We start from the raw sequence: 22,934 nt of genomic DNA, 5'->3' as shown, positions 1-22,934 counted from the left end.
ATTTAACTTAAATCCTTTTTCAGAATTTTCGTTAGCTCTTCAATATTATCGTAAAGCACAAAATCGCCATCTTTTAGATAAGAAATCTGGCCGTTTTCTTCTGAAACTACCAAACAAACCGCATCTGTTTTTTCTGTAATTCCAACGGCTGCACGGTGCCTAAGTCCGAACCGTAATGGTATCTTTTTGTCGTTTGAAACTGGTAAAATAACGCGTGTTGCTGTAATTCTATTTTCTTCAATAATCATTGCGCCATCGTGCAACGGACTATTTTTAAAGAAGACACTTTCAATAATAGGTTGATTAACTTCAAGATTCATTTCATCTCCCGTAGTTTTCACAAAATCAAGGCTATTATTGCGTTGCAGAACGATAAGTGCGCCGGTATTTGTGCTAGACATTCTTTTACAAGCAGCTATTATTCCGTCTACATTTATTTGAAGAGTTTTATCATTTCCGGAAAATTTAAACTGCTTTAAAAATCTGCGTCGCGCATTGAAATTCGTGGAGCCCAACATTAAAAGGAATTTCCTAATTTCAGGTTGAAAAACAACTACCAAGGCAAACATTCCAACGCCCAAAAAGCCACCGAGAATCTTACTTAAAAGTTCCATTTCTAACAATTGCGTAAAAACGTAAAAGGTGTAAACAATAATTATTCCGACCAAAATATTGATGGCCACTGTGCCTTTTACCAAATTATAGAGATAGTAAAGCAGGAATGCTACCAGCACAATGTCTACAATATCAATAATTCGAATGTCGAGAAAATCCAAGGAGGTGTGTTTTTTGTAAAAGTAAATTAAAAAATGATTCTATTGAAACTGTTGTCGGTATTGTTTTTTCTTATACTATTTGCTGCGATTATTATGAAAACTATATTATGGACTTAAAATTAATTTTGAAGAATTTGTAGCAATTTCACACATTCTACAGCCTCCTTTACATCGTGCACTCTTAAAATTGAAGCACTTTTTAAAAGTGCAATTGTATTTAATGAGGTTGTTCCGTTTAAAGCATTTTCTGCTGAAGTATCTAAGGTTTTATAAATCATCGATTTCCGAGAAACTCCCGCTAAAATAGGAACTCCCAAGTTTTTAAAAAGTTCTAAATTATTCAAAAGCTGAAAACTTTGTTCTCGGGTTTTTGCAAATCCGAATCCAGGATCGGCGATAATATCGTTTATTCCTTCGGCTCGGGCGAGAGCGATCTTTTCAGATAAATCCTTTATTACTTCAACTGTTACATTTTTGTAATCGGTTAATTTTGTCATTGTTTTTGGGGTGCCCCGCATATGCATCAAAATGTACGGAACCTTTAATTTAGCAACGGTTTTATACATTTCTGTATCTAAAGTTCCGCCAGAAACATCGTTTACAATTGCGGCTCCAGCTTCAATTCCGCTCTTTGCAACCTCACTTCTAAATGTGTCCACAGAGATTAAAGCTTCCGGAAATTCATTCAAAATAATTTCTATTCCTTTTACAACTCTTTCAATTTCTTCTTTTTCAGAAATTTCTTCGGCATTTGGGCGTGTGCTGTATCCGCCAATATCTAAAAACGTAGCACCGTCCGAAAGCATTTTTTCGGCTTGCTTCAAAATTTCGTTTTCTGAAAACGTTTTTCCGCCGTCGTAAAACGAATCTGGTGTAACGTTGATTATGCCCATCACTTTGGGTTCGGAGAGATCTATGAGTTTGCCGCGGCAATTAAGGGTCTGCAATTTTTTAATTTTTTTATCGCTTTCAAAATTCAAAAACTTTTAGTCAATGTGCCATTTGGCGAATAACTTTCAACTTTCAACTTTGAACTTCGAACTATTTAAGCGAAATTTACGCAAAATCTTACAATTCAGTAATGGCGGATACTTCAAATCAATACAACGACCAGATAGAAAAATGCAGGACGCTGTTTATCAACAAAATGCACGACTACGGTAGTGCGTGGCGAATTCTTAGGCTTCCTTCGTTGACAGACCAAATTTTTATTAAAGCACAACGTATTCGAGGTTTGCAACAAAATGCGCAGCAAAAAATTGAAGAGGACGAAACTAGTGAGTTTATTGGGATTGTAAATTATTCTATCATGGCCCTCATTCAACTTGAAAAAGGAGTTGTGGAGCAGCCAGATTTTTCTTTGGAAGTTGCTACCCAACTTTACGATGAACATGTTGCTGCAACCAAGCAATTAATGCTGAATAAGAATCACGATTACGGCGAGGCTTGGCGAGATATGCGAGTGAGTTCGCTTACAGATTTGATTCTTCAAAAATTGCTTCGTGTAAAGCAAATTGAAAATAATAGCGGGAAAACGTTAGTGTCTGAAGGCATTGATGCAAATTATCAAGATATGGTTAATTATGCTGTTTTTGCGCTAATTCATTTGGAAGAAAGTAAAGAGAAGGAAGAAAAAAGAGGAAAGAATAAAGAGTAAAGAAAGTCTTGACCGATAAATTTTCCAAGACTTCCTGCAAGGTTTTCAAAACCTTGTAGGTGTTAAAATAAAATAATGATAATACTTGCGAGATACCCACTGAGACGGAAATAGCTTGCAGAATATAAATAGTACGTATGAAAATAATAGTAGGAATATCTAGAATTATAGTTGGAGCACTTTTTATAATTAGTGGATTGATAAAACTGAACGATCCCGTTGGGTTTTCATTTAAACTAAAAGATTACTTCGCCCCCGAAGTTTTAGATCTTAATTTTCTTGTGCCGTACGCATTATTGATTGCAATTTTCGTTGTAATTTTTGAAGTATTGCTAGGTGTTGCGCTGCTTTTGGGCTATTTAAAAAAGTTTACACTTTGGGCGTTATTGCTAATGATAGTGTTTTTCACATTCCTGACTTTCTATTCGGCATATTTTAATAAAGTAACAGATTGCGGTTGCTTTGGCGATGCAATAAAACTAACGCCTTGGGAATCTTTCAGCAAAGACATTGTATTGCTGGTTTTGATTTTAATTCTTTTTGTGGGACAAAAATATATCCAGCCCTTTTTTACAAAAGGAACGCGCAGTATTTTAATTTTCGCATCATTTGTGGCTTGCCTTGGAATAACTTATTACGTGCTGCTACACCTGCCAATTATAGATTTTCGTCCGTATAAAATTGGGGCAAACATCAGAGAGGGAATGGCTGTTCCAGAGAATGCACCCGGACCTATTTATGAATACAAGTGGACTTTTAATATTAATGGCGAAGAAAAGGTGATAACTACTAATGGCGAATATCCGCAAGTTGATGGGGAGCTAATTAATACCGAGACTGAAATGATTCAGGAAGGCTACACACCGCCAATCCACGATTTCACAATGGAACGCGACGGTGAGGATTATACCACGCAATTTTTAGAAGAAGAAAATCTCGTGGTTATTATAGCATATAGCCTGGGAAATACGGAGAAAGACGGTTATATTCCAATTAAGGAAATTACAGATAAGGCTTTGGAAAATGGTTATAATGTAATAGGTCTTTCAGCCTCTTCGCAAGAAATGACAGAAGCGCTGGTGGAACAGTATAAACTGAACTTCAAGTTTTATTTCTGTGACGAAACTACGCTGAAAACGATTGTGCGAAGTAATCCAGGAATTTTGGAACTGGACAACGGAACAATCAAACAAAAACTTCACTGGAATGATACCTCAAAGCTGCAACTTCCAACTGTGAAAAGTGCAAGTTTAAAATTAGACCTTTCCTTAAAACAACGATTGGACAGTATTGGAATGCTAGACCAGCGATACCGACTATTAATGCAAGCTCAGTCTTTGGAAGAACGTAAAAAGTTGGGTGAAAAAATGGGTCTTACTGAAGCTGAATACAGCGGCGATTTGGCAAATATGCAAAGCGTTTTGGATAGTGTAAACATGCTTTTTGTTGAAAAATATTTTATTGAAAAAGGATATCCCGGAAAATCTGTGGTGGGTGAAGAATCGAGTCTTGTGGCGTGGAATGTTTTACAGCACAACCCCGATAAAATTCCGCTTTATTTGCCATTGGTAAAGAAAGCCGCTGACGCTGGAGAAATACCTAAAACTTCTGCAGCAATGATGGAAGATCGCTATTTAATGATGGAGGGGAAGCCACAAATTTACGGTACTCAAGGAATGAGTTATGACGATGCTCGTGGTTCTTTTATTTGGCCAATCGCGAATCCAGAAAATGTAAATCAAAGAAGAAAAGCAGCGGGTTTTGACGAAACTATTGAAGCATATTCAAAAATACTTTTTGGTAAAGATTTTCAATACGAGCCACGTACAATGGAACAAATAAACCAACAATAAAGTGGCAGTTTACATACTTCAAAAATTGGGTTATGCATTGCTTACTTTGTTTGGGGTTGTAACTGTTATTTTTCTTTTATTTACAATACTTCCCGGCGACCCCGCACGAATGATGTTGGGGCAAAACGAAACTGCAGAACAGCTTGCAATTGTAAAAAAGAAGTATGGTTTTGATCAGCCCGTTTCAATACAATATGTCCGGTATTTAAACGATCTGTTGCCTATTTCTTTTCACAGTACAAACCCAGACGATTATACGTTTCTTTCGAAGGGAAAATATAATGCCGCAGAATTATTTTCAGTTGGAAATACAAACGTAGTTCTAAAAACGCCGTACTTGCGCGAATCTTTTCAAAAGAATGGAAAAGAAGTAAGCGCAGTAATAGCTGAAACTCTCCCGAACACATTTATTTTGGCAGTTTCAGCAATTATTATTGCAATAATTATAGGGGTTTTTCTCGGAATTATTTCGGTGCTCTTCAAAGATGGATTTATAGATAAATTTATTCAATTAGTTAGCACCTTGGGGATGAGTGTTCCGTCGTTTTTCAGTGCAATTATTTTTGCATGGATTTTCGGTTTTTTACTTCACGAGTACACAAATTTGAATATGACCGGAAGCCTTTACTCAGTCGACGATTTTGGAAACGGCAAGCACATTCAGTGGAAAAATTTAATACTTCCGGCTATCGTTTTGGGTATTCGTCCGTTGGCTGTCGTAAGTCAGTTGATGCGTAATTCGTTACTCGAAGTTTTGAACCAAGATTACATTCGCACTGCAAAAGCAAAAGGGTTATCCAATTATCAAATTATAAAAAAACACGCGCTTAAAAACTCACTAAATCCTGTTGTTACTGCAATTTCAGGTTGGTTCGCAAGTATGCTTGCAGGTGCTGTTTTTGTGGAATACATTTTCGGGTGGAATGGTTTGGGAAAGGAAATAGTGAATGCATTAAACACCTTAGATTTACCTGTAATTATGGGCGCTGTAATAGTAATTGCCACATTATTCATTATAATTAATATTTTTGTAGACATAATTTACGGTTGGCTGGATCCTAAAATTAGTAGACAGTAGGCTCAGGATTTATCGTGTGCAATTCATCAGTCAGAAAACAATAAATTTGCAACAGTATCAACGTACCAATAATCAAAACTCATGAAACTATCAATAACATTTATTTTATTTGTAAGCTTTGCACAAGCGCAGCAAAAAACGTTTTCTGAAGCTGCGTTGAGCGAGAAATTTCTAGCTGAAGACAACACTGAAATCAGCTTTTCAGAAATACTTCAACAATATAAAGGCAAAACCGTTTTAATAGATATTTGGGCTACTTGGTGCAAAGATTGTATTGAAGGAATGCCCGCGCTGCATAAGCTTCAAAAGGATAATCCCGAAATTGTATTTTTGTTTCTTTCTTTAGATAAAGAAATAGAAAGTTGGAAACATGGAATTGAAAAGTACGGCGTGGTGGGCGAAAATTATTTTATACCCGCAGGTTGGAAAGGTGCCTTTTGCTCTTCCATAGATTTAGATTGGATTCCAAGATATATAATCGTAAATCCCGAAGGCGAAATAAGTCTTTACAAAGCCATTGAAACAAATGACGAAAATTTATTAAAAGCATTGAATAACTAATATTAAAAAGATACTCGCTGAAGTTTATATTGAGCGTAGTCGAAATACGGGCATGATTATGAGAAAAAAAATAGTAGCTGGAAACTGGAAAATGAATTACGATTTATCGGAAACTGAAATGTTTTTAGTTGACTTGAAAAAACAAGTTTATCCGGAAAATGTAGTAATAATGATAGCGCCGCCTTTTACGAGTTTGAACCATGCGTTCAATTCTTTGCGCGAGCATCCTGTTACGGTTGTCGCGCAGAATATGCACCAAAGTAATGATGGTGCTTTTACGGGTGAAATCTCTGCTAAAATGTTGAAAAGTGTAGGTACAAACACCGTTATTTTGGGCCATAGCGAACGTCGGGCCTATTTTAAAGAAGATGGTGCTACGCTTGCCGAGAAGGTAAATACCGCACTTGAAAATGAAATGACAGCTATTTTTTGTATCGGTGAAGAATTGGAAGATCGAAAAAATAACAACCATTTTGAATTGATAAAAACCCAGCTTACTGAAGGACTTTTTCATATTTCAGATGACGCTTGGGAAAATATAATTGTTGCCTACGAACCTGTTTGGGCAATAGGCACAGGCGAAACTGCTAGCCCAGAGCAAGCTCAAGAAATGCATAAATTTATACGTAAAACCATTGCCGAAAACTATTCAAAAGAGATTGCCGAAAAGGTTTCAATCTTGTACGGCGGTAGCGTAAAACCCGATAATGCAGCCGAAATTTTTGGACAAGCTGACGTTGACGGTGGGTTAATTGGCGGTGCGTCGCTGAAAGTAGATAGTTTTATGAAAATTGTAAATTCTTTTTAATGTCACATATATATATTGAATACATTTTTAAAGTAAGTCCGCTTCAACCTGGAACCGAAATTCTGATTGCTGAATTAGGCTACGCAGGCTTTGAAAGTTTTGTGGAAACTGAAGACGGCGTTACTGCATATATTCAGAAAGATGAATGGAACGAAAATATTTTAGAAGACATAAATATTTTGGATTCGGAAGAATTTGAAATCGATTTTACTACTTCTGAAATTGCACAAGTAAACTGGAATTCTGAATGGGAGAAAAATTTCGACGCAATTGAAGTTGATGGAAAATGTACCGTACGCGCGCCATTTCACCCAACTAAAAATTTTGAGTATGAAATAGTTATCGAACCAAAAATGTCTTTTGGGACGGGCCACCATGAGACTACTTTTATGATGCTTCAATTTATTTTGGAGAGGGATTTTAAAGAAAAAACTGTGCTCGATATGGGTTGTGGAACCGCTGTTTTGGCAATTCTGGCAGAAATGCGTGGGGCGTCAAAATTAGACGCAATAGATATTGACGAATGGTGTTTTGAGAATTCCATGGAAAACATTGAAAGAAACAGTTGTAAAAGCATTTCTGTTTTCTTGGGCGATGCTTCTTTGCTTTCCGACAAAAAATACGATGTTATTATTGCCAATATCAACAGAAATATTCTTTTGAACGATATGGAGACTTATAGAAAATGTTTAGATAAAGGCGGCGAACTTTATTTAAGTGGGTTTTATAACGAAGATTTGCCGATTATTACAGAAACTTGCAATAATCTAGGACTCAGTTTCGTTGAAAATAAAGAAAAAAACAAATGGGTTGCCGCAAAATTCGTAATTTAGTGAAAACGAATTTTCGAATCCCGGATTAATGAATTAACATGTATCGCGTTTTGAGTACTAAAGAAAAAATACAAGAAGATGTAGCGGTTGCCGAAAAAGAGAGCAACCTCAATGAAATTGTACTTTATAATGATGAAGTAAATACATTCGACCACGTAATTAATAGTCTTATATTTGCTTGTGAACACACGCCAGAACAAGCTGAGCAGTGTTCCATTATTGTACATTACAAAGGAAAATGCACCGTGAAAACGGGTGAGTTTAATGATTTAAAACCGCGCTGTAGTATGCTTTTAGAAGCTGGGTTAAGCGCAGAAATTGTTTAATACCAATCAAAATATATTGCAGAAAATATTACGGCGATTATAAGAATAATTAAAACAGTAATAATAAAACCTGCTCCAAAGCGGGTTTTTTTATTGTCTTGAAAGATGTAGTCTCTTTCCTGTTCGTTATCAGCGTCTTTTACGATTTTGGTCATAATAATGGATTTGAAGTATCCAAATTACTCAAAAATCTGCAATAGTTATAAAAATTATTTCATAAAAAAACCACGTTTTTTAGAACGTGGTTGCTTTAGTGTAGTGACCTTGCCAAGATTCAAACTTGGAACCTCCTGAGCCGTAATCAGGTGCGCTATTCAGTTGCGCCACAAGGCCATTTAATTCTCGCTTTAAGCGGGTGCAAATATATTTCTTTTTAAATTGCAAGACAAATTAAACTCGAAAAAAAAATGGATTTATCAAAATATATTCGAAATATTGAACATTTTCCTAAGGCTGGTGTTCACTTTAAAGACATTACACCGCTGCTTGCAAGTAGCGAAGCAATGGAAAATTGTGTGGAACAACTTCTGGCAATGGTTGGTGATCAAAAAATTGATAAGGTAGTGGCTATAGAGTCTCGTGGGTTTTTCTTCGGAACTCTTTTAGCCCAAAAACTTAACGCTGGTTTTGTGCCAATCAGAAAACCAGGGAAACTTCCTTACAATACATTAAAGGAGCCGTACCAATTAGAGTATGGAATGGATGCCCTTGAAATTCACGAAGATGCCATAAAAAAAGGTGAGCGTGTGTTATTACACGACGATGTTTTGGCTACCGGAGGCACAGCAAAAGCAGCTTGTAATTTAATTGAAAGTTTAGGTGGAGTAGTTGTGCAGTGTAATTTTATGCTGGAAATTGAATTTTTAAAAGGCATTAATAAATTGCGAGGCCAGACGGTTAAATCTCTTTTAAAATATTAATCCAAGGCATTTTTAGTAACCCATAATTTATAGGCGAACACAGCCATTTGAAGTTTGGAGGCCTTTTCAAGTTCAACACCACTTTTAGTGAAACTTGGCAGTACCTTACTATTAGCTTTGGCAAGCAATTTAAAAAACTTCTTTTTCATCTTAGTTTAAATATATTTTGAAATTAAGCATTTTGAATTGATATTATTGAAAAACTTAAGTTAAAAACTAATGATGAGATTATCGTAATAATTCAGGTTAGCACTGATTATGCTATTGATTCTTTTTAGCATTTACTATCTTCGCGAACAATTATTTTTCGATGGATTATTTAATGCTTTTTTTAGGTTTAGTTTTATTAGTTGTTGGAGGTGAATTTCTGGTTCGATCTTCTGTAGCGCTTTCATTCAAGCTACATCTTTCCAAGATGGTTATTGGGCTAACGGTAGTATCTTTTGCTACTTCGGCGCCAGAACTGTTGGTCAGCTTGCAGGCTGCACTCAACGGATTTTCAGATATTTCTATTGGTAATGTAATAGGCTCAAATATTGCCAATATTGGGCTGGTTCTTGGTATAACCGCAATTATTTCGCCACTGGCAATAGATAAAGATTTTTACAAACTTAATTGGCCTGTAATGATGGTGGCTTCAATTGCGCTTTATTTTATTCTGAAAAGCGGTAGAATAATAAGTCATTCCGAAGGCGTGGCATTGCTGCTGATGCTTTTTGTATATCTCTGGATTTTAATCAAAAGAGCAAAAGGACAGCGGAGCACTGAGCCGGTGGATGATAGTATTGACGATGGACTATCTCAAACTTCAAATTTTAAAATTACCATTTGGTTAATAATTGGAGCTGTTTCACTTTATGCAGGTAGTGAATTTTTGGTGAGTGGCGCAGTTTCCTTAGCGGAACAATTTGGCGTAAGCGAACGAGTTATTGCCATAACTATGATTGCTGTTGGAACAAGCATTCCAGAGTTGGCAGCTTCGGTTATTGCAGCCTTAAAAAAGGAGAAGGCTATTTCGCTCGGAAACCTAATAGGCTCTAATATTTTCAATATTTGTTCTGTTTTGGGTATTACGGCAATAATTCAACCTATAGTAGTTAAGAGTGAAGAAGTACTTACTAATGATATTTTCTGGATGATAGGATTTGCTGGAATTCTACTACCATTAGCATTTCTTCCTAAAGCATTCCAACTTGGTAGAAAAAGGGGCATTCTTTTGCTCGCAGCCTATGCTATTTTTATTGGAATGACGATTTTAAAATAATTTCAAAATCGTTTATCGCTAATTTATTAGGGGGTGTTTATAACTATTTTACTAATTTTTGCAAATTAACTGCCAAAATTTAGGGGGTGTATCTGTGTTTTTTCTATTTTTGCCTCGTCGAACCATAAAACAGAATCATGCCAACTTTAAGATTTTTTGCCATTAAGGAAACTTTTAATAGAGTTCCCGTACCAGTTTCAGAACCAGAAAGACGTTCAGAGATCTTCGGAAAAAACGTTTTTAATGAAGGTGCCATGCGGCAGTTTCTAACAAAAGATTCTTTTAAGAGTGTTATGGATGCCATTGAAAATGGTTCCAAAATAGAGCGACACATTGCAGACCATATTTCTACAGGTATGAAAGAATGGTCTATTGCAAAAGGTGCTACGCATTACACACACTGGTTTCAACCTTTAACTGGGGCAACTGCAGAAAAACACGATGCCTTTTTTGAAACGATGGAAAATGGCATGGCTATCGAAAAATTTGGAGGTGGTCAGTTGGTTCAGCAAGAACCGGATGCGTCAAGTTTTCCAAATGGCGGAATCAGAAATACATTTGAAGCTCGTGGTTATACAGCTTGGGATCCAACTTCACCGGCGTTTATTTATGGTACAACTTTATGTATTCCAACGGTTTTTGTTTCCTATACAGGCGAAGCTTTAGATTATAAAACACCATTACTCCGTGCGTTGCTATCAATAGATAACGCTGCAACTGCGGTGGCTAAGTATTTTGATAAAAACGTTACTAAGGTAAATGCAACTTTAGGTTGGGAGCAAGAGTACTTTTTAGTTGATAGTGCTTTGGCGGCATCTCGTCCAGATATTTCTTTGGCGGGAAGAACCTTGTTAGGGCATTCTTCAGCAAAAGGACAACAATTGGACGATCACTATTTTGGATCTATTCCTGCGAGAGTGTTGAATTTTATGCGTCATTTGGAAACCGAATGTATGCTTTTGGGTATTCCCGTAAAAACACGACATAATGAAGTTGCTCCAAACCAATTTGAATTGGCGCCTATTTTTGAGGAAACCAATTTGGCGGTAGACCACAATTCATTATTAATGGATTTGATGCACAAAGTAGCCGAAAAGCATAATTTTAAAGTTTTATTCCATGAAAAACCATTTGCAAATGTAAACGGAAGTGGAAAACACAATAACTGGTCTTTAGCTACTAATACAGGTGTTAACCTTTTAGGTCCTGGTAGCACACCAATGAAAAATCTTCAGTTTTTAACCTTCTTTATTAATACTATCAAAGCGGTTAATGATCACGAAGAGTTGCTTCGAGCTTCTATTGCAAGCGCGGGTAACGATCACCGTTTGGGCGCTAATGAAGCACCGCCGGCAATTATTTCGGCATTTATTGGATCACAACTTACTGAAGTTTTAGATGAGTTAGAAAAAGTAACTAGCGGTAAATTATCACCGCAGGAAAAAACAGACTTAAAATTAAATGTGGTTGGTAAAATTCCAGAAATTTTATTAGACAATACAGATAGAAATCGTACTTCACCTTTTGCTTTCACTGGTAATAAATTTGAATTTCGTGCTGTGGGTTCTACGGCAAACTGCGCGAATCCAATGACAGTGCTTAATGCAATTGTAGCAAGACAACTTATTGATTTTAAAACAGAAGTAGACATTCTTATCAAGGATAAGAAAATGAAGAAGGATGATGCTATTTTTAATGTTTTGAAGGAATATATAAAAGATTCTAAAAGAATTCGTTTTGAAGGTGATGGTTACGGAGAAGCTTGGGAAAAAGAAGCTAAAAAACGTGGTTTAAGCAATCACAAAACAACGCCACAGGCATTAAAAGCGAAAGTTTCTAAAAAATCCATCGCACTTTTTGAAGGGCTTGGCATTATGAGTAAAATAGAATTGGAGGCTCGTTATGAAATTGAAATGGAAGATTACGCAATGCGTATCCAAATCGAGGGACGTATATTGGGTGATATCGCGAGAAACCACGTTATTCCAACTGCTATTCAGTATCAAAATATTTTAATTGAAAATGTTCAAGGATTAAAAAATATTTACGGAACAGACTTTAAAAAGTTGGCTACTGAGCAAATGCAACTTATTGAACAAATAAGCGAGCACATTGCGAAAATAAACAAGGGCATAACCGAAATGATTGACGCGCGTAAAAAAGCAAACAAAATTGAGGATACAGTAGAAAAAGCCTTTGCTTATTGTGACGATGTAAAATCATATTTTCAGGTAATTCGCTACCATTGCGATAAGCTTGAATTGCTTGTAGATGATGAGCTTTGGCCACTAACTAAATATCGTGAGCTACTTTTTACTAAATAATTAATTAGCGAAAATTTTAATGTTTTATATTCTGAAACCGTCCAACTATTGTTGGGCGGTTTTTTAGTTATTAGGATTAATCTGTTCAATTTCCTAAAAACGTTGAAAGTTCACCTTTGTGGGCTTTTTTTTAATACGTATTTTTGCTACCATAATCATGAACAATGAGTAAAGAGATTTCAAAACGTTACGCGCAAAGAGGCGTATCTGCCGGTAAAGAAGATGTGCACAATGCTATCAAAAATGTAGACAAAGGATTATTCCCAAAAGCGTTCTGCAAAATTGTTCCAGATTACTTAACGGGCGATGAGGATCACTGCTTAATTATGCACGCAGATGGCGCAGGAACCAAATCATCTTTGGCGTATGCGTATTGGAAAGAAACAGGCGATTTATCGGTTTGGAAAGGAATTGCACAAGATGCGTTAATAATGAACATTGACGACCTTTTATGTGTTGGAGCGGTTGATAATATTATGCTTTCTTCGACTATTGGAAGGAATAAAAATTTAATTCCAGGTGAAGTAATTTCGGCTATTATTAACGGTACGGAAGAGCTAATTTCAGAAATGAAAAAGTTCGGAGTTACCATTCATTCCACTGGAGGCGAAACGGCAGATGTGGGCGATCTTGTACGAACAATCATCGTAGATTCTACGGTTACCGCTAGAATGAAGCGCAGCAATGTAATAAACAACGCCAATATTAAACCGGGCGATGTTATTGTTGGTTTGGCTTCTTTTGGACAAGCTACTTATGAAAAAGAATACAATGGTGGAATGGGCAGTAACGGCTTAACTTCTGCAAGGCACGATGTTTTCGAAAAATATTTGGCCAATAAATATCCTGAGACTTTTGATTCGTCAGTTCCTTCAGAACTTGTTTATTCTGGTTCAAAAAAGTTTGACGATGTTATTGAAAATAGTCCATTAAACGCTGGGAAATTAGTGCTTTCGCCAACGCGAACATACGCTCCAATTATTAAAGAAATTTTGACGCAATTTAGCAGCAATGAAATTCACGGAATGATACATTGTAGCGGAGGCGCGCAGACAAAAATTCTACATTTTATTGAAGATTTACATATCATAAAAGATAATATGTTTGATGTTCCGCCACTCTTCAAACTTATACAGGCAGAAAGTAAAACAGATTGGAAAGAGATGTATCAAGTTTTCAATATGGGGCACAGAATGGAACTTTATGTGCCAAAGGAAATTGCTGATAGTATTATAAAAATTTCAGAAAAATTTAATGTAGAAGCGAAAATTGTGGGAAGGGTAGAAACAGCTACTTCAAAGAAACTTACCATAAAATCAGCTATGGGCGAGTTTATATATTGATACCGCACTTATATTCGCTATTGATTTTTAATGCCATAATCCCTAAGTTCAGTACCAATAAAGCTAACGTCTCATGAAATTGCCTTTTAGAAAATATAAAGTGGGGCTGGCTATTTTTGCCATCTGTTTTATAGCAATAAGCATAGGTTTTCATATGGCTGAAAATTATTTTTGGTACCGCTTAATTCGTGCCATTTTTTGCTATTCCATTTTAGCGTATTTATTGTTAGTTTTCGGGTATAGGATTCAAAAGTGGATTGTCGTGTTTCTGTTTCTTAACGGAGCATCCTGTGTTGCAACGGTATGGTTTGAAAATGGATTAATAGCTAGTACGTCAATGATTTTGGCCTTTCTTTCTTATTTATCATTTTTCTGGTACATTATTCCGAAAATCAAACTACAGCATTTCACCAAAATATTCACGCTCTTTTTTGTCCTGATATTATTTGTTAACGGCTTTCTATTTATACAATTGATAGGAGCAATGAAAGAAATGACGTTAAATGAGACGCAATATTTTTTCATGCTTTTAAGTGGAATAACGGGTAGTTTATTGGGGTTTTTCGCTTTGTTTCACAATCATATTTACAATACATCGCAATCCATGAGCTTCATGATTCTGGTGCTTTTACTAGTTTTTTCTGGCGTCTTTAGAGGTATTGGGTATTACGATCTTGTTTTTGGTAGTACATTTGTTTACTTAGCCCGAATTTTATATGCGTTATCACTTTGTGTATTGGTTTACTTTTCATTTCTAGAAGTAAGGAATCAGAAGGATATAGAAACTAATAATTCTTAAACCACATTTTCCAATCTTCGAATTTTTAAAAAATTTCCATGAAAATTGAAAGATTTACCATTAGTTTCGTTTCGGTTAAAATTGTAAATTTGCACCCATTATAAAATCTCTATGTTAGAAAGGCTTCAAATAATAAAACAACGATTCGACGAGGTAAGCGACCTTATTATTCAACCAGATATAATGAGTGATCAAAAGCGCTATATTCAGTTGAACAAGGAATATAAGGATTTAAGAATTTTGATGGATAAAAGATCAGAATACTTGGAGCTTACAAACAATATAACCGAGGCTGAGGAAATTTTAGCTGACGGTAGCGATGCCGAAATGGTAGAAATGGCTAAACTACAAATGGAAGAGGCGAACACTCTTTTGCCAAAGTTAGACGAAGAGATAAAATTTCTTTTAGTGCCGAAAGATCCTGAAGACAGCAAGAATTCTGTAATGGAGATTAGGGCAGGTACCGGAGGCGACGAAGCGAGTATTTTTGCGGGCGATCTTTTAAGAATGTACACCAAATACTGTGAAAGTAAAGGTTGGAAAACCAATATTATAGATTTTAACGAAGGAACTAGCGGCGGTTTTAAAGAAGTTCACCTTGAAATTGAAGGCGAAGATGTTTACGGAACCCTTAAATTTGAAGCGGGAGTTCATCGTGTACAACGTGTTCCACAAACCGAAACACAAGGTAGGGTGCACACAAGTGCCGCAACTGTGATGGTTTTTCCGGAAGCGGAAGAATTTGATATAGAAGTAAACCCCAAAGATGTTCGCGTAGATTTCTTTTGTTCTTCGGGACCAGGAGGGCAATCGGTGAACACAACATACTCTGCAGTACGTTTAACGCACGTTCCCACGGGAATAGTTGCACAGTGTCAAGATCAAAAATCGCAACATAAAAACAAAGAAAAAGCATTTAAGGTTCTTCGTTCTAGATTGTACGATATGGAATTGGCGAAAAAGCAAGCCGAAGATGCTTTAAAGCGCGGCTCGATGGTTACCAGTGGAGACCGTAGTGCAAAAATTAGAACCTACAATTATTCGCAAGGTCGCGTTACCGATCACCGCATAAACCTTACTTTATACAACCTCGGGAATATTATGAATGGCGACATTCAAGAAATAGTTGACGAGCTTCAATTGGTAAGTAATACTGAAAAATTAAAGGAAACAGGCGAAAGTTTTTAAGCGAATAATCTTCTGAAATATAGCAGTATGACTACAGAAAATTTAATTTCAGAAATCAGAAACAAGAAATCCTTTCTTTGCATAGGCTTAGATGTAGATCTTGAAAAAATTCCAGATTTTCTATTAGAAGAAGAAGATCCTATCTTTTCTTTCAACAAAGCTATTATTGACGCAACACACCAATATGCGGTGGCTTATAAACCAAATACGGCATTTTATGAAGCATACGGTATTAAGGGTTGGAAGTCTTTAGAGAAAACGATAAATTATTTAAACGAAAAATATCCTGAAATTTTCACTATCGCAGATGCCAAACGTGGCGATATTGGCAATACTTCTTCGCGTTATGCCAAAGCCTTTTTTGAAGATTTAGGTTTTGATTCGGTTACTGTTGCTCCTTATATGGGCAAAGATTCTGTAGAGCCATTTCTGGCTTTCGAAAGCAAACATACTATTTTGCTCGCCCTAACGTCTAACGAGGGCGCATTCGATTTTCAAACTAAAAAAATTGAAGGCGAAGAAGTTTATAAACAAGTTTTGAAAACTTCAAAAAACTGGAAAAACAGCGAAAATTTAATGTATGTTATTGGCGCTACTAAAGCGGAATATCTTGCTGAGGTTCGTAAAATTGTTCCAAATAGTTTTCTGTTGGTTCCTGGAGTTGGAGCCCAAGGCGGAAGTCTAAAAGAGGTCTGCAGATATGGAATAACTGAAGATATTGGTCTGCTAATTAATTCTTCCAGAGGAATTATTTATGCTTCAGATGGAACTGATTTTGCTGAAGCTGCGGCCAAAGAGGCTAAAAATATGCAGCTTGAAATGAAGACTATTCTTGATGGAATTTACTGATCAATTAAATAGAACCATAAAACTTCCCGAAACCCCGAAGCGCATTGTTTCATTAGTGCCATCCCAAACTGAACTTTTGGTAGATCTCGGTTTACGCGATGCCATTGTTGGCGTTACTAAATTCTGTGTTCATCCTGCAGATTTAAAAAGTGAAAAGACAATTGTTGGCGGAACCAAAAATGTAAACTTTCAGAAAATTGAGTCACTGCAGCCAGATATCATAATTTGTAATAAAGAAGAAAACACCGAAGAAATGGTGAAAGAACTGGAGAATATTGCACCAGTTTGGATAAGTGATATTGAAACCATTTCAGATTCGACTAAAATGATTGCCCTATTGGGCGATGTTTTTGGGGTTTCTTCAAAAGCTTCAGAAATAATCTCGGAGATAAATTTTGAAGGTAAAAAGCATAAAGACTTTGTTCAATCTTCGGAGTCTAAGAAAGTACTTTATTTAATTTGGAAAAATCCATATATGGCAGCGGGACGTGCAACATTTATTAATTCTATGTTGCAAGAAAACAATTTTGAAAATGTTTTCTCCAGTAAGAAATCTCGTTACCCAGAAGTAGAAGCATCCGATTTTGAGAAAGCCGATTTAATACTTCTTTCCACAGAGCCTTATCCATTTAAAGAAGCTGATATCGATACTTTAGCGTATGAATTTGAAACTGAAGTGAAATTGGTAGATGGAGAGTATTTTAGCTGGTACGGATCGCGATTAATAAATGCCTATAAGTATTTTAATACCCTGCATTAACCTAATTATTTATCAGCTTGTTTAAACGATAGGTATTGAATTTCCTGAAAAAGTTTGTTAGCTTGGTTATGTGCCATTTCACTTTTTTGAGGATCTTTTGAGGATAACTCAAAAGAACGCTTCATTAAAAGTCTGTATCTTTCTTTTAATGCTTCAATCCTAGATTTTTTTCTAAACCAATTAAACATGCTAGCTTATTTATGCACTACAAAGGTAGTGTTGCGAATGGTAACTTTCTATTAACAAGAGGTTAATGGAATCATAAAGTAGCTTTGCCATTATTAATGCCAGTAATCCTTTTTCTTAATCCTGTAAAGCAAAAACTTGTTTTAGCAGTGTAGTAGTTCTCGCCGCAATATTGTTTCGTATATCCTTTTCCTCAATACTTATCATTTTGTACACTCCGCTTAAAGCTTGGTTAGTAACATAATCTGTTAAATCTGGATTCACTTTTGTTACAAAGGGAACTGAATTGTATTTGTTGATAATGTTTGTCCAGATTTGATCTGCTCCAACTTTTGCGAATGAACTTTGAATAACCGGATTAAATTTTGAGTAAAGTTGAGAGTTTGTTCGCTGCTCCAAATAATTGGTAGCCGCGTTATCTGGGCCCAATAAAATATTTTTCGCATCTGCGAAAGTAATTTCTTTTACTGCGCTCACAAAAATAGGCGTTGCTTCTTTTACAGCATCTTCTGCGGCTCTATTTAATGCTTTTATGCCTTCATCAGCCAAACTGCCCAAACCTATATCTCTAAGTGTTTGATCCACTCTCTGCAATTCTGCAGGCAACATGATTTTCACTAACTGATTTGAATAAAAACCATTCTCTTTGGTGAGTTTAGTTACCTGTTTTTCAATTCCAAGATCCAAGGCTTGTCTTAGCCCGCTTGCTATCATTGTAGGATCTATTACAGTTTGGGTGGGTAATGTATTAACTACCTGTTGTAGTTCTGCGCATGAAATTACAACAAACAAAGAGCAGAAAAGAAAGATTTTTTTAAGGATCATAGTTTCAAAATTAGGTAAGATTCAAATATAAAAAAAAGCCCCTCAATATTGAAGGGCTCTTTTTATAAAAATTTTTAAAGATCTTATTTAAGAACTTTAACTGTTTTTGTAGCATTTCCAATAGTTACTTGAACCAAGTAAGCTCCAGAAGCAAGACCGCTCATATCAACTTTAGGAGAGATAACTCCTGGTTGTTGTGTAAGAACTACTTTACCTAAAACATCGTAAACAGTTACATTGTCAACAGCAGCTTTAGAGCTGATATTCAATATATCTTTTACTGGGTTAGGATAAACACTGAAAGAACCTACTGCGAAATCTTCAACACCAGCTGAAGCAGTATCAAACATAATATCATCAACATAATATTCGTTGTTTGCGTCAATTGAGAAGAAATCTATTGCACCTACAGTACCGTCTGTTCCAAAACCAACTGGAGCACCGTCTACACCGTCAATAGACAATGTATAAGTAAGAACGTCAATGTCAAAATGAAATTTTACTTCGAACCAGAAATTCTGTGGGTAAGCATAGGTATTGTAAACTGTTCCATCAGCATCAATATCTTCAACAGTTCCAGGGCTTAAACCATCTAAGTTAAAAGTAATGTTTCCTGAGTTGAATACACCAGCACCGCCATTTCCAGCACCACCAGCTTCTGTTTCACCTTGAAAGTTAATGTAACCTGTTCTGTCAGTTGGGATGTACATCATAAATGATAAGTCATACACACCACTTGTTTGATTTCCAAGAAGTAAAAGTGCATCTTGAACACCATTGCTGCCGATTAGTCCTGATTGAGCACCAGAGTTAGCGAAAGCCGTAGTTGCTACTATGTCCTCAGCACCACCACCACCACTCCAGCTAGACCAATGGTCTTCGTGAACTGGACCTGGGGTATAATCTTCCATGTCGTCATTGATTATCTGCGCATTAGCAGAAAAAGTGAAAGCTCCTATAGCAAAAGCCAATAAGTAAATTTTTTTCATAATGTTAAGTTTTTAATTGTTTAATATTGATGCTGCAATATACAAAAATCTTCAAATATCGCAATAGTTTTTAGTTTTTTTTGTGATATCAATAGCGTTCTAAAGTATTATGTTCGTTAGGTTTTGACTAAATTTGCATTTCATAATTTAAAAAAAAATGTGCCATGGAGAAGGTAAATCCCTATAAACCAAAATATAAAGTACGAATTGTAACAGCCGCCTCATTATTTGATGGTCACGACGCCGCAATCAATATTATGCGTCGAATTATACAATCTACTGGGGTAGAGGTGATTCATTTGGGTCATGATAGGAGTGTAGAAGAAGTTGTAAATACAGCTATTCAAGAAGATGCAAATGCAATAGCTTTAACTTCGTATCAAGGAGGCCATAACGAGTACTTTAAATATATGTATGATTTGCTACAGGAGAAGGGTGCCAGTCATATCAAAATATTTGGCGGAGGGGGCGGAGTAATCCTACCATCAGAAATAAAGGAATTGACAGATTATGGTATAACCCGTATTTATGCGCCAGATGATGGACGTGAAATGGGACTTCAAGGAATGATAAACGATTTGGTGGAGCGTTCTGATTTTCCGATAGGCGATAAATTGAATGGTGAAGTTGATAAATTAGCGAATAAAGAAATAGGTGCAATTGCACGAATTATATCATCTGCCGAAAATTTTCCGGATGTTGCAAAAGTAGCGTTAGATGAAATTCATATTAAAAACCAAAAAATAACGACCCCTGTTTTAGGTATTACCGGAACAGGTGGTGCGGGAAAATCTTCGTTAGTTGATGAATTGGTGCGTAGGTTCTTAATTGATTTTCCAGAAAAAACCATCGGTATTATTTCTGTAGATCCTTCTAAAAGAAAAACTGGTGGAGCCTTACTGGGTGACCGTATTAGAATGAACGCTATAAATTCTCCAAGGGTTTATATGCGTAGTTTGGCGACACGCCAGAGCAATCTTGCGCTTTCTAAATATGTATCTGAAGCAATTCAGGTTTTGAAAGCAGCGGAATATGATTTAATTATTCTTGAAACTTCTGGTATTGGTCAGAGCGATACCGAAATTATAGAGCATAGTGATGTATCACTTTATGTAATGACGCCCGAATTTGGTGCAGCTACTCAGCTCGAAAAAATCGATATGCTAGATTTTGCAGATTTGGTAGCTATCAACAAATTTGACAAGCGCGGGTCTTTGGATGCGCTTAGGGATGTAAAAAAACAATACGTTCGTAACCATCAGTTGTGGGAAACACCACAAGATGAACTTCCAGTTTATGGAACCATTGCTTCACAATTCAATGATCCAGGAATGAATAAGCTTTATAAAGCTGTTATGAAAGAGATTGCTGAAAAGACTGATTCTGAGCTTCATAGCGATTATCATGTTTCTGAAGAAATGGAAGAAAAAGTTTTCGTTATTCCACCGGCGCGTACGCGATATCTTTCTGAAATAGCTGAAAATAACAGAGCTTATGACAAAAAAGCTTTGGAGCAAGCAGAAGTAGCTCAGCGACTTTATGGAATTTTCAAAACAATTGAAACAATTTCAGGGAAACAACCCGAACTCGATAAAGCTGGAATTGTTTCGGAAACAATAGTTGATTCTGAAAAAAATAAAGATCTGTTGAAGTTGTTACTTGCTGAATTTGATCGTGAAAAGCTAAATTTAGATCCCTATAATTGGGAAATTATTACCGGTTGGGACAATAAAGTAAACAAATACAAAAACCCAGTTTACAGTTTTAAAGTACGTGGAAAGGAAATAAATATAAAGACACATACTGAAACGCTATCGCACACACAAATTCCAAAAGTATCTTTACCGAAATATCAAGCTTGGGGCGACATCTTAAAATGGGTGCTTCAAGAAAATGTACCGGGTGAATTTCCTTATACGTCAGGACTTTATCCTTTCAAAAGAACAGGGGAGGACCCAGCTAGAATGTTTGCAGGCGAAGGTGGTCCAGAGCGTACAAATCGTCGTTTTCATTATGTAAGTATGGGTTTACCAGCCAAAAGGCTTTCCACAGCATTTGACAGTGTAACTCTTTACGGAAACGATCCAGATTTAAGACCCGATATTTATGGAAAAATAGGTAATGCGGGAGTTTCAATTTGTTGTTTAGACGACGCTAAAAAACTCTACTCGGGTTTCGATTTAAGTCACCCAATGACTTCAGTAAGTATGACAATTAATGGTCCCGCACCAATGTTGTTAGGTTTCTTTATGAATGCGGCTATCGACCAAAATTGCGAGAAATATATAAAGGAAAACGATTTAGAGGCGGAAGTAGAAAAGAAAATTGCTACCCTTTATACTGAAAAAGGAATTGAACGCCCTAAATATCATGGAGAACTTCCTGAAAGCAATGATGGACTCGGACTTATGCTTCTAGGAGTTACCGGCGATCAAGTTTTGGATTTGGAGGTTTACGATAAAATTAAATTTGAAACTTTACAGCAAGTGCGTGGAACCGTTCAAGCTGATATTTTAAAGGAAGATCAAGCACAGAATACCTGTATTTTCTCTACGGAATTTGCATTGCGTTTAATGGGCGATGTACAGGAATATTTTATTGAGAAAAAAGTTCGAAATTTCTATTCGGTTTCTATCAGTGGTTACCACATTGCCGAAGCGGGTGCAAATCCTATTACGCAACTTGCTTTTACACTTTCCAACGGTTTTACATATGTTGAGTATTATTTAAGCCGCGGAATGGATATTAACGAATTTGGTCCGAACCTTTCATTCTTCTTCAGCAATGGAATAGATGCTGAATATTCAGTTATTGGTCGTGTGGCTAGAAAAATATGGGCTAAGGCATTAAGTAATAAATACGGTGCCAATCCTAGAGCTCAGATGTTGAAATATCACATTCAAACTTCTGGTCGTTCGTTGCACGCACAGGAAATAGATTTCAACGACATTCGTACTACTTTGCAAGCTTTGTATGCTATTTATGATAACTGTAACTCGCTGCACACAAATGCGTATGACGAAGCAATTACTACTCCTACGGAAGAAAGCGTACGTCGAGCAATGGCTATTCAGTTAATAATTAATAAGGAACTTGGATTGGCTAAAAATGAAAACCCTATTCAAGGTTCATTCATTATCGAAGAATTGACAGATTTAGTTGAAGAAGCCGTATTAAAAGAATTTGATAGTATAACTGAACGTGGCGGCGTTTTAGGAGCTATGGAAACGATGTATCAGCGCAGTAAAATTCAAGAGGAAAGTTTGTATTATGAAACCTTAAAACACAACGGTGATTTTCCAATTATTGGGGTAAATACTTTTTTGAGTAGCAAAGGTTCGCCAACAGTTCTTCCAGCGGAAGTTATTCGCGCAACAGATGAAGAAAAGCAGGTACAGATACAAACCCTAAAAAATCTTCAAAAAATGCATGCGGACAATTCAACAAGCGTAATTGAGAAAGTGAAAACTGCTGCTATTCACAATGAAAATATGTTTGAACAATTAATGAATGCAACTAAAATATGCTCCTTAGGCCAAATTACCGAAGCCCTGTTTGATGTTGGTGGGCAGTATAGACGAAATATGTAAATAAA

General features: G+C 36.3%; 23 protein-coding genes and 1 tRNA gene. 16 read left to right on the top strand and 8 right to left on the bottom strand.

Annotation, left to right across the window (positions count from 1 at the left end):
• Nucleotides 1-2 precede the first annotated feature (2 nt).
• A complete protein-coding gene (locus AC3RVF_RS13850) occupies nucleotides 3-776 on the bottom strand; it encodes a diadenylate cyclase (protein WP_489691823.1) in 774 nt (257 codons plus the stop codon).
• A gap of 119 nt (nucleotides 777-895) precedes the next feature.
• Complete coding sequence (gene folP, locus AC3RVF_RS13845; protein ID WP_489693613.1) at nucleotides 896-1,723, bottom strand: dihydropteroate synthase; 828 nt, start codon at nucleotides 1,721-1,723, stop codon at nucleotides 896-898.
• 134 nt (nucleotides 1,724-1,857) lie between these two features.
• Between folP and AC3RVF_RS13840 the strand changes: the two genes are divergently transcribed.
• The 7 genes from AC3RVF_RS13840 (at nucleotide 1,858) to AC3RVF_RS13810 (ending at nucleotide 7,892) form a co-directional block, all read left to right on the top strand.
• On the top strand, nucleotides 1,858-2,433 hold the full coding sequence (locus tag AC3RVF_RS13840) for a DUF1599 domain-containing protein (protein WP_489691821.1): 576 nt from the start codon (nucleotides 1,858-1,860) through the stop codon (nucleotides 2,431-2,433).
• Nucleotides 2,434-2,570: 137 nt separating this feature from the next.
• A complete protein-coding gene (locus AC3RVF_RS13835) occupies nucleotides 2,571-4,286 on the top strand; it encodes a BT_3928 family protein (protein WP_489691820.1) in 1,716 nt (571 codons plus the stop codon).
• 1 nt (nucleotide 4,287) lies between these two features.
• A complete protein-coding gene (locus AC3RVF_RS13830; RefSeq protein ID WP_489691819.1) occupies nucleotides 4,288-5,364 on the top strand; it encodes an ABC transporter permease in 1,077 nt (358 codons plus the stop codon).
• 81 nt (nucleotides 5,365-5,445) lie between these two features.
• Complete coding sequence (locus tag AC3RVF_RS13825) at nucleotides 5,446-5,925, top strand: TlpA family protein disulfide reductase (RefSeq protein ID WP_489691818.1); 480 nt, start codon at nucleotides 5,446-5,448, stop codon at nucleotides 5,923-5,925.
• Nucleotides 5,926-5,983: 58 nt separating this feature from the next.
• Nucleotides 5,984-6,733, top strand: coding sequence for a triose-phosphate isomerase (gene tpiA, locus AC3RVF_RS13820; protein WP_489691817.1), 750 nt, complete (start codon nucleotides 5,984-5,986; stop codon nucleotides 6,731-6,733).
• Nucleotides 6,733-7,566, top strand: coding sequence for a 50S ribosomal protein L11 methyltransferase (prmA, locus tag AC3RVF_RS13815; protein ID WP_489691816.1), 834 nt, complete (start codon nucleotides 6,733-6,735; stop codon nucleotides 7,564-7,566). Before tpiA ends, prmA begins: the two co-directional genes overlap by 1 nt.
• Nucleotides 7,567-7,616: 50 nt before the next feature.
• A complete protein-coding gene (locus AC3RVF_RS13810; protein WP_489691815.1) occupies nucleotides 7,617-7,892 on the top strand; it encodes an ATP-dependent Clp protease adaptor ClpS in 276 nt (91 codons plus the stop codon).
• Here the strand turns inward: AC3RVF_RS13810 and AC3RVF_RS13805 are convergent.
• Together AC3RVF_RS13805 and AC3RVF_RS13800 are read right to left on the bottom strand one after the other, a co-directional pair.
• Nucleotides 7,889-8,047 (bottom strand): hypothetical protein, encoded by a 159-nt coding sequence (locus tag AC3RVF_RS13805; RefSeq protein ID WP_489691814.1) that lies wholly within the window; start codon nucleotides 8,045-8,047, stop codon nucleotides 7,889-7,891. The genes AC3RVF_RS13810 and AC3RVF_RS13805 overlap by 4 nt on opposite strands.
• 104 nt (nucleotides 8,048-8,151) lie before the next feature.
• Nucleotides 8,152-8,225: transfer RNA gene (locus AC3RVF_RS13800), tRNA-Arg, on the bottom strand.
• Between the two features lie 74 nt (nucleotides 8,226-8,299).
• Here AC3RVF_RS13800 and AC3RVF_RS13795 point away from each other — a divergent pair.
• A complete protein-coding gene (locus AC3RVF_RS13795; protein ID WP_489691813.1) occupies nucleotides 8,300-8,812 on the top strand; it encodes an adenine phosphoribosyltransferase in 513 nt (170 codons plus the stop codon).
• Here the strand turns inward: AC3RVF_RS13795 and AC3RVF_RS13790 are convergent.
• Complete coding sequence (locus AC3RVF_RS13790; RefSeq protein ID WP_489691812.1) at nucleotides 8,809-8,961, bottom strand: SsrA-binding protein; 153 nt, start codon at nucleotides 8,959-8,961, stop codon at nucleotides 8,809-8,811. The genes AC3RVF_RS13795 and AC3RVF_RS13790 overlap by 4 nt on opposite strands.
• A 161-nt stretch (nucleotides 8,962-9,122) precedes the next feature.
• Between AC3RVF_RS13790 and AC3RVF_RS13785 the strand changes: the two genes are divergently transcribed.
• From AC3RVF_RS13785 to AC3RVF_RS13755, 7 genes are all read left to right on the top strand, one after another.
• On the top strand, nucleotides 9,123-10,076 hold the full coding sequence (locus AC3RVF_RS13785; RefSeq protein ID WP_489691811.1) for a calcium/sodium antiporter: 954 nt from the start codon (nucleotides 9,123-9,125) through the stop codon (nucleotides 10,074-10,076).
• A 137-nt stretch (nucleotides 10,077-10,213) separates the two neighbouring features.
• Nucleotides 10,214-12,400 carry a glutamine synthetase III family protein gene (locus AC3RVF_RS13780; protein WP_489691810.1) on the top strand — a complete coding sequence of 729 codons (2,187 nt, stop codon included), beginning with the start codon at nucleotides 10,214-10,216 and terminating at the stop codon, nucleotides 12,398-12,400.
• Between the two features lie 164 nt (nucleotides 12,401-12,564).
• Entirely contained in the window at nucleotides 12,565-13,743 is a 1,179-nt protein-coding gene (locus tag AC3RVF_RS13775; RefSeq protein ID WP_489693612.1) for an AIR synthase related protein, read from the top strand.
• 73 nt (nucleotides 13,744-13,816) lie between these two features.
• The gene (locus tag AC3RVF_RS13770) at nucleotides 13,817-14,542 is read left to right on the top strand and encodes a hypothetical protein (protein WP_489691808.1); all 726 of its coding nucleotides are present in this window, start codon (nucleotides 13,817-13,819) and stop codon (nucleotides 14,540-14,542) included.
• Between the two features lie 111 nt (nucleotides 14,543-14,653).
• On the top strand, nucleotides 14,654-15,730 hold the full coding sequence (gene prfA, locus AC3RVF_RS13765) for a peptide chain release factor 1 (protein ID WP_489691807.1): 1,077 nt from the start codon (nucleotides 14,654-14,656) through the stop codon (nucleotides 15,728-15,730).
• 27 nt (nucleotides 15,731-15,757) lie between these two features.
• Nucleotides 15,758-16,579 (top strand): orotidine-5'-phosphate decarboxylase, encoded by an 822-nt coding sequence (pyrF, locus tag AC3RVF_RS13760; RefSeq protein WP_489693611.1) that lies wholly within the window; start codon nucleotides 15,758-15,760, stop codon nucleotides 16,577-16,579.
• The gene (locus AC3RVF_RS13755; RefSeq protein ID WP_489693610.1) at nucleotides 16,566-17,339 is read left to right on the top strand and encodes an ABC transporter substrate-binding protein; all 774 of its coding nucleotides are present in this window, start codon (nucleotides 16,566-16,568) and stop codon (nucleotides 17,337-17,339) included. The genes pyrF and AC3RVF_RS13755 overlap by 14 nt, the downstream gene beginning before the upstream one ends.
• 5 nt (nucleotides 17,340-17,344) lie before the next feature.
• On the opposite strand, the gene AC3RVF_RS13750 is transcribed toward AC3RVF_RS13755, so the two are convergent.
• The 3 genes from AC3RVF_RS13750 to AC3RVF_RS13740 all read right to left on the bottom strand — a co-directional run bounded on the left by AC3RVF_RS13750 (nucleotide 17,345) and on the right by AC3RVF_RS13740 (nucleotide 19,339).
• Nucleotides 17,345-17,527 (bottom strand): Lacal_2735 family protein, encoded by a 183-nt coding sequence (locus AC3RVF_RS13750; protein WP_489691804.1) that lies wholly within the window; start codon nucleotides 17,525-17,527, stop codon nucleotides 17,345-17,347.
• Nucleotides 17,528-17,642: 115 nt separating this feature from the next.
• Entirely contained in the window at nucleotides 17,643-18,350 is a 708-nt protein-coding gene (locus tag AC3RVF_RS13745) for a DUF4197 domain-containing protein (RefSeq protein ID WP_489691803.1), read from the bottom strand.
• A gap of 83 nt (nucleotides 18,351-18,433) precedes the next feature.
• Nucleotides 18,434-19,339 (bottom strand): T9SS type A sorting domain-containing protein, encoded by a 906-nt coding sequence (locus AC3RVF_RS13740; RefSeq protein ID WP_489691802.1) that lies wholly within the window; start codon nucleotides 19,337-19,339, stop codon nucleotides 18,434-18,436.
• Nucleotides 19,340-19,503: 164 nt separating this feature from the next.
• On the opposite strand from AC3RVF_RS13740, the gene AC3RVF_RS13735 reads away from it, so the two are divergent.
• A complete protein-coding gene (locus tag AC3RVF_RS13735) occupies nucleotides 19,504-22,929 on the top strand; it encodes a methylmalonyl-CoA mutase family protein (protein WP_489693609.1) in 3,426 nt (1,141 codons plus the stop codon).
• The last annotated feature ends 5 nt before the right edge of the window (nucleotides 22,930-22,934 follow it).

The organism is Aequorivita sp. IT1183 (assembly GCF_058068265.1).
Note: the sequence above shows the minus strand (reverse complement) of the source record. Positions and strands in the feature narration are given on the sequence as shown.